Source organism: Nocardioides sp. (assembly GCF_035703625.1).
Classification (GTDB): Bacteria; Actinomycetota; Actinomycetes; order Propionibacteriales; family Nocardioidaceae; genus Nocardioides.
In genome coordinates this window covers 1-7,138 of record NZ_DASSXS010000096.1, presented here as the reverse complement: position 1 = coordinate 7,138, position 7,138 = coordinate 1, and the positions used below count along the sequence as shown (strand labels likewise).

The following is a 7,138-nucleotide window of genomic DNA, read 5'->3' as shown; positions in this document are numbered from 1 at the left end:
ACGCCCGGTCCCCTTCCTCCGGGGCTCGACCTCTCGGCCTATCGCATCGTCCAGGAGGCGCTGACCAATGCCCTCAAGCACGGGGGACGCGCGCCCACCAGCGTGCGGGTGGGCTACGGCGCCGAGACGCTGACCATCCGGGTCAGCAATCCCTCCGTCCGGGCGCCGGCCGCACCTGACTCCCGGGTCGGCCACGGCCTGATCAGCATGCGCGAGCGGGCTGCCCTGTACGGCGGCGAGCTCGAGGCCGGCCCCGGCCCGGAGGGGGACTTCGTCGTCCACGCCACGCTTCCGCTGGCGGCCCGATGACGATCACCGTGGTCACCGCGGACGACGAGCACCTCGTGCGTTCGGGCCTGCGGATGATCCTGGGCACCGAGCCCGGCATCGATCTCGTCGCCGAGGCCGAGGACGGGCTGGACGCACTCGACCTCGTCGCCCGCCACGACCCCGACGTGTTGCTCCTCGACATCCGGATGCCGAGGCTGGACGGGCTCGAGACCGTCCGCCGCCTCACTGCCGGCGGGGCGCGCACCCGCGTCGTCGTCCTGACCACCTTCGACACCGATCGCAACGTCTACGACGCCCTGGCCGCCGGCGCCTGCGGCTTCCTGCTCAAGGACGCCCCGGCCGACCGGCTGCTGACCGCGATCCGGGCTGCCGCCGCCGGCGACTCGGTCCTGGCGCCTTCGGTGGCGCGGCGGGTCGCCGACGAGCTGGCGCGGCGACGTACTCCCGAGAGGCTCGAGGCGATCTCGAGCCTCACCGGGCGTGAGCACGAGGTCCTCGCTCTGATGGCCGACGGCTGCTCGAACGCCGAGATCGCCGAGCGGCTCGTGATCGGCGAGGGGACGGTCAAGACCCATGTCGCCCGGATCCTGATGAAGCTCGGCGTGCGCGACCGCCTCCAGGCCGTCGTGCTGGCCTACCAGTCCGGCACCCGCTGACCCGCGAAATGCGCTGACCCGCCCGAAAGTTTCGGGCGGGTCAGCGTTGTCAGGCGGTGGTGATGGCTACTTCGGCGCCACCTTCACCGTCATCGCGCTGCCACTGGTCGACTGCACCGTGATGGTGGTGCCCGTGTTCGGCGGGTCGACGCTGTACCAGCCGGGCTGGTAGCGACCCGGGTGGGCGCCCTTCTTCACGTGCGCGTCGCTCGCGTACCACCAGACACCGGTGTCGTCGAACGTCGGGACCGCAGCCTGCGAGGCGATCGCCCCGGTCAGGTTGACCACCCGTCCGGCGTTGTCGAGCGTCTGCGTGTGCAGCGTGATCGCGTCGGTCTTCTCGAGCCCAAAGGTCGAGTCGTACGACGCGGCACGCGGCCGCATCAGCGTGCCGTCGCTCCAGTGCGGCAGCGTCGGGTGGGAGTCGATCGGCAGGATCAGCCCCTCGCCCGGGTGGTCGCCGACGTTGTTGTCGGTGTACTGGGAGTTCCAGTACGAGATGAGCAGACCGTTCTGGTACGGGTAGCTCTCCACCCGGTCCGGGTTGGTCAGCGGCGTCGAGAAGTTGTACGCCGTCCGCAGTGACGTGTCGTAGCCGTCGTACTGACGGTTCTCCGCGACATAGGCGTTGAAGAACTCCTGGACCTCCGAGCCGGTGGTCCGGACGAAGCCTCCGAACTCCCAGCCCTCGTCGGCGGTCTCTGCGGTGCCGATCGTGGTGCCGTTGACCGCGATGTTGTCGACGCGGAAGCCGGGTTCGGCCACCGCGCCGTCGGTCTGGTAGCGGAACCGGACGGCGGTGGTGCCGGCCGGCAGGGTCGCCGTCATCGCGGTCCAGCCGGACGTGGCACCGGTCATGCCGGTCTTGCTGCCGTTGAACCCGCTCTGGTCACCGGCGGTGTCGGAGAGGTTCGTCGCCACCGGCGTCCATGCACCGCCGACCTGGGCCTCCAGGAACGTGTAGTCCCAGTCGGTCTCGATCTGGTAGTTGACCTGCGCGGTGAGGTTTCCGGCCGAGACACCGGTCTTGGTCATCGAGGTGTTCAGGTCGTCGCCCTGCGTCGACCAGAACATCTGCGACCCGGCGTACGGCGCGCCCAGGGCGAGCGGGACCTTCTTGTCCGGGAGCACCGTGAACAGCGCCTGCGCCCCGGCGTCCGTCAACGGGACGTTGGTGCCGAGCGTGTGCGTGGAGGTCTGCCCTGCCCGGGCGACGTCGTAGAACGGGCCCCGGCCGCCCTGCTTGTTGAGCCAGCCGAGCTGGAACAGCTCCCAGGCACCGAGGTCGGTCGGAGCGTCGCCGATCCCGTCAGGACCACCGTCGCCGATGTTGGCGCCCGAGGACATCAGGGACCAGAACCCGGTGGAGTTCTCCGCGCCGCCGGTGTTGCCGGAGGTGTCGTAGAGGTCCGGCAGGCCGAGGTCGTGGCCGAACTCGTGGGCGAACACGCCCAGGCCGCCATTCTCGGGCTGGATGGTGTAGTCGCCGACCCACACGCCGGTGGGGTGGTTCGGAACCGGGTTGGCCGGGTCAGCGCCCTTGCCGAAGGCACCGGCGTTGGAGCCGATGTTGACGCCGGGCAGGCCTCCGGGGCCTCCCGCCTGGAGGTTGCTGTACCAGCGGTGGCTCCAGATGGCGTCGGTGCCGTAGGTCGGGTCACCGGCCGCCTCGTCGCCGCCCGCGTGGACGATCTGGAAGTGGTCGATGAAGCCGTCCGGCTCCTGCAGGTTGCCGTCGCCGTCGATGTCGTAGCGGTCCTGGATGTCGAAGGTCTTCAGGTAGTCCTGGATCTCCGCCATGGTCTTGCCGGACTTCAGCTGCTGGTCGACCCAGACCGCCAGCGCGTCACGCACCAGGGCCTTGGTCGAGGCGCAGGTGGTCACCGGGGCTCCCGGCGGGTTGCCGCAGTAGCCGCGACCGTAGAGGGCCTGGTTGTAGGGCACCTTCACCCACTCGGTCACGTCACCGTCGACCGAGTAGCGGCCGGAGGACTGGCGCTCGTAGTACGACGCCATCCGGTTGAAGTACATGTCCTCGTAGTGGGCCCGGTTGTAGTCGGCCTGCCAGAGGGTGGAGTTGTCCTTGGTCCGGTCGGGCTTCGGGATCTGGTTGTGCAGCGGACCGTCGAAGGTCTTGGGCTCCGGGTCCGAGATGTCGTAGGGCGGGTTGTCGGTGAAGCAGCCCGCACCGCACGCGGCGCTGCCGGCACCCTGGTAGCGCTCGTTGCCGAACTCGGCGAGCACCACGAAGATGCGGTCGGTGCCCTCGTTCCTGAGCTTGACCGAGCGGTCGTCGGGGGCCGGCGCCTGGCCGGTGAGCTTGCGCTCCAGCGCCGCCTGCAGCTGCAGGTCGCGCTTCTCCTTGATCTTCAGCGGGTGCTTCGGCTCGTGGCCGGTGTCACGTCCTGCTTCGCTCGGCGCGTCGCTGGGGCCCGCCTCACCGGGCGAGGCAGTGGCTGGCGTGAGTGCGAACAGGCCTCCGGTCAGGAGGCCGCCCGCAGCGAGAACCGCAAGATGGCGGGTTCTGCGAGGGTTTGATCTGGGCAATGTGAGTTCCTTGCTCAAGGGCTGTCATAGCCGGGATTTGTGCCTGGATTTGGACACAGCGCCCCCGGAGCCCTCCCAGGCGCCCCGAGTCGCCGGAAGCATCCTGTGACGTGTTACACATCGACGCCAGACCGACTCACCATCGTTATACGAACGTGACCCGAACGAGCCATGGCCGGATGGCCCGGACGGGCCACTCGGCGACCGGGGCTGCCGACCTCAGGTCAGGTTGACCGCGCGCACCGAGTCGGCGTCGATCGCCGTCTCGATCTCGGCCAGCGTCTCGGCTGGGATGGCGGTGTCCACCGACAGCGCCACCAGCGCGGAGCCGCCCTTGGCGTCGCGGGAGACCTGCATCCCGGCGATGTTGACGCCGGCGTCGCCGAGGATGCGGCCGACCGTGCCGACCATGCCCGGCCGGTCCTCGTAGTTGAAGAACGCCAGGTGGTCGGTCGGCTCGATGTCGACGTCGAACCCGTTGACCTCGACCAGCCGCTCCTTCTGGCTGATCCCGATCAGGGTGCCGCTCACCGACACCTGGGAGCCGTCGGCGAGGGTGCCTCGGATCGTGATCAGGTTGCGGTGGTCGGGGCTCTCCCCCTCGGTGACCAGGCGTACGGCGGTGCCCCGCTCGGCCGCCAGCAGGGGGGCGTTCACGTAGGACACCTGCTCCTCGACGATGTCGGAGAAGACCCCCTTGAGGGCCGCCAGCTCGAGCACCTTGACGTCGTACTCGGTGATCTCGCCGCGGACCTCGACGTCGATCTGCTGCGCGGCGCCACCGGCCAGCCCGGTGAAGACGCGGCCGAGCTTCTCGGTGAGCGGGAGGCCGGGGCGCACGTCCTCGGCGATCACGCCGCCCTGGACGTTGACGGCGTCAGGCACGAGCTCTCCGGAGAGGGCCAGCCGGACGGAGCGGGCGACCGCGACCCCTGCCTTCTCCTGGGCCTCGTCGGTCGAGGCGCCGAGGTGGGGGGTGGCGACGACGTTCTCCAGCTCGAACAGCGGGCTGTCGGTGCACGGCTCGGAGGCGAACACGTCGAGCCCGGCCCCGGCGATCCGGCCGGTCTTGAGGGCGTCGTAGAGCGCCTCCTCGTCGACGATGCCGCCGCGCGCGGCGTTGACGAGCACCAGGCTCGGCTTGGCCCGCCCGAGCTCCTCGGTCCCGATCAGGCCGACCGTCTCGGGGGTCTTGGGGAGGTGGACGGACATGAAGTCGGCCTCGGCGAGCAGGGTGTCGAGGTCGACGAGACGCACGCCCATCTGGGCGGCGCGGCCAGCCTGGACGTAGGGGTCGAAGGCGATCACGTTCATCCCGAACGCGCTGAGCCGCTGCGCGACGAGGACGCCGATCCGGCCGAGGCCGACGATGCCGACGGTCTTCTCGTAGAGCTCGATGCCGGTGTACTTCGACCGCTTCCACTCGCCGTTCTTGAGCGCCGCGTGGGCGGGCGAGAGGTGCCGGGCTGCCGCGAGCATCAGCCCCACGGCCAGCTCGGCGGCGGACACGATGTTGGAGGTCGGCGCGTTGACGACCATCACGCCGTTCTGGGTCGAGGTCTTGACGTCGACGTTGTCGAGACCGACGCCGGCGCGGGCGATCACCTTGAGCCGCTTCGCGGCGGCGAGGGCCTCGGCGTCCACCTTGGTCGCCGACCGGACCAGGATCGCGTCCACATCGGCGATCGCCGGCAGGAGCTCGGCGCGGTCGGCGCCGTTGCAGCTGCGGATCTCGAAGTCGGGTCCGAGCGCGTCCACGGTGGCGGGGCTCAGCTCTTCGGCGATGAGTACGACGGGCTTGGTCACAGCGATGTCCTCGTGGAGTACGGGTGCTCGGTGGCTCCGCGGATGGTCAGCGGGTGCACGACGCTGTGCCTCCCTCACACTACAGGCCCCCCGGCCGGCGGGCCGACTCGATCTCACCCTCCCTAAATCGCTGGACGCGTCCCGGAGCCGCCTCGTAGCCTCCGGCGCGTGGAGATCTCCTGACGCCGCCAGCCCACCCCGCGTGGGACCGCCGCACGCATCCCGGGAGCTCCATGTCCACCACCCTCACCCTGTCGGGTCTCGCCGTCGCGTTCGGCGCCCGCACGCTCGTCACCGGCCTCGACCTCACCGTGTCCGAGGGCGAGGTCGTCGCCCTGGTCGGCCAGAACGGGTCGGGCAAGTCGACCCTGATGCGCACCGTGGTCGGGGAGCTGCCGGTCGAGTCCGGATCCCTCCGGCTCGCACCCGGCAACGCGACGATCGGCTGGCTGCCACAGGTCACGCCCGACCCCGGCGAGTCCCTGCTGCAGTACGCACGCCGCCGTACGGGAGTCGCCGCGGCGGACCGGGCGCTGGAGGCCGCCGCGGACGCGCTGGCCGCGGGGACCGATGCGGCCGAGGCGGCGTACGGCGACGCCCTCGAGCGCTGGCTCGCCCTCGGCGCCGCGGACCTCGAGGACCGGCTGCCCGAGGTGGCGGCACGGGTGGGCCTGGTGGTCGACTCCGACCGTCCCCTGGGCTCGCTCTCCGGCGGGCAGGCCGCCCGCGCCGCACTCGTCGCCGTGCTGCTGAGCCGTCATGACGTGCTGCTGCTCGACGAGCCCACCAACGACCTCGACGTCCGCGGGCTGGAGCTGATGGTCGACTTCGTGTCGGGACACACCGGGCCGGTGGTGACCGCCAGCCACGACCGGGCGTTCCTCGACCGGGTCGCGACCCGCGTCGTCGAGCTGGACCTCCCCCAGCGCGCGGTCCACCACCACTCCGGCGGCTGGTCGGAGTACGCGGCCGAGCGGGACCTGCGGCGCCGCCACGCCTGGGACGCCTACGGGCGATACGCCGAGGAGCGTGACCACCTGGAGGGCCAGGCGCGCCAGCGGGCCGACTGGGCAGCGCGGGGCCACCGCAACGTGGCCCGGTCCGGGGAGCCGGACAAGCACCTGCGGGAGAGGTTCAGGGCACGGGCCGACCGGCAGGGAGCGCGATCGGCCCGACTGTCCCGCGCCGCCGAGCGGCTCGAGCCCGTCGAGCAGCCCCGCAAGGAGTGGCAGCTGCGCTACACCCTCTCGTCCGGAGCGCCGTCGGCGGACGTGGTGGCGACGCTGGACGCCGCCGAGCTGGTGCGCGACTCCTTCCGGCTGGGTCCGGTCGACCTCGAGCTGGCCCGGGGCGACCGGGTGCTGCTGGCCGGCGACAACGGGAGCGGGAAGAGCACGCTGCTGGCCGGACTGCTGGGCGAGCTCCCGCTCGCCGCCGGGCGGCGCAGCCTGGGAGCCCGGGTCCGGATCGGCGTCATGGACCAGCAGCGCGGACTGCTCGAGAGCGACGACTCCGTGGTCGACGTGGTGCGCTCGGCACTCGGTGGGGAGCCTGACCGCGGTGCGGTGCGGACCCTGCTGGCGAAGTTCGGGCTCGGGTCCGACCACGTCGAACGGGCGGCCCGCACGCTGTCTCCCGGCGAGCGGACCCGGGCACTGATGGCGATCTTCCAGGGCCGCGAGGTCAACCTCCTGGTCCTCGACGAGCCCACGAACCACCTCGACGTGCCCGCCATCGAGCAGCTGGAGTCCGCCCTGGCCGGCTACGAGGGCACGCTGGTCGTGGTCAGCCACGACCAGCGGTTCCTCGAGACCGTCGGGGTGACCCGCCGGCTGGAC

The 7,138-nt window shown here is 71.2% G+C and carries 5 protein-coding genes; 3 read left to right on the top strand and 2 right to left on the bottom strand.

The window, feature by feature from the left end:
- Both VFN12_RS04920 and VFN12_RS04915 read left to right on the top strand, forming a co-directional pair.
- Positions 1-309, top strand: a 309-nt coding sequence (locus VFN12_RS04920; protein ID WP_325117486.1) for a sensor histidine kinase, incomplete at its 5' end; no start/stop codon positions are given.
- Positions 306-947 carry a response regulator transcription factor gene (locus tag VFN12_RS04915; RefSeq protein WP_325117485.1) on the top strand — a complete coding sequence of 214 codons (642 nt, stop codon included), beginning with the start codon at positions 306-308 and terminating at the stop codon, positions 945-947. The genes VFN12_RS04920 and VFN12_RS04915, both read left to right, overlap by 4 nt.
- A 66-nt stretch (positions 948-1,013) precedes the next feature.
- Here VFN12_RS04915 and VFN12_RS04910 read toward each other — a convergent pair whose 3' ends face one another.
- On the bottom strand, positions 1,014-3,494 hold the full coding sequence (locus tag VFN12_RS04910; protein ID WP_325117484.1) for an immune inhibitor A domain-containing protein: 2,481 nt from the start codon (positions 3,492-3,494) through the stop codon (positions 1,014-1,016).
- A 219-nt stretch (positions 3,495-3,713) separates the two neighbouring features.
- The gene (gene serA, locus VFN12_RS04905; protein WP_325117483.1) at positions 3,714-5,300 is read right to left on the bottom strand and encodes a phosphoglycerate dehydrogenase; all 1,587 of its coding nucleotides are present in this window, start codon (positions 5,298-5,300) and stop codon (positions 3,714-3,716) included.
- A gap of 233 nt (positions 5,301-5,533) precedes the next feature.
- Here serA and VFN12_RS04900 point away from each other — a divergent pair.
- A partial coding sequence (locus VFN12_RS04900; protein ID WP_325117482.1) for an ABC-F family ATP-binding cassette domain-containing protein occupies positions 5,534-7,138 on the top strand: 1,605 nt, incomplete at its 3' end.

Coding starts and splice junctions, on each gene's coding strand:
- VFN12_RS04915 (WP_325117485.1), top strand. CDS start 306: ATGACGATCACCGTGGTCACCGCGGACGACGAGCACCTCGTGCGTTCG.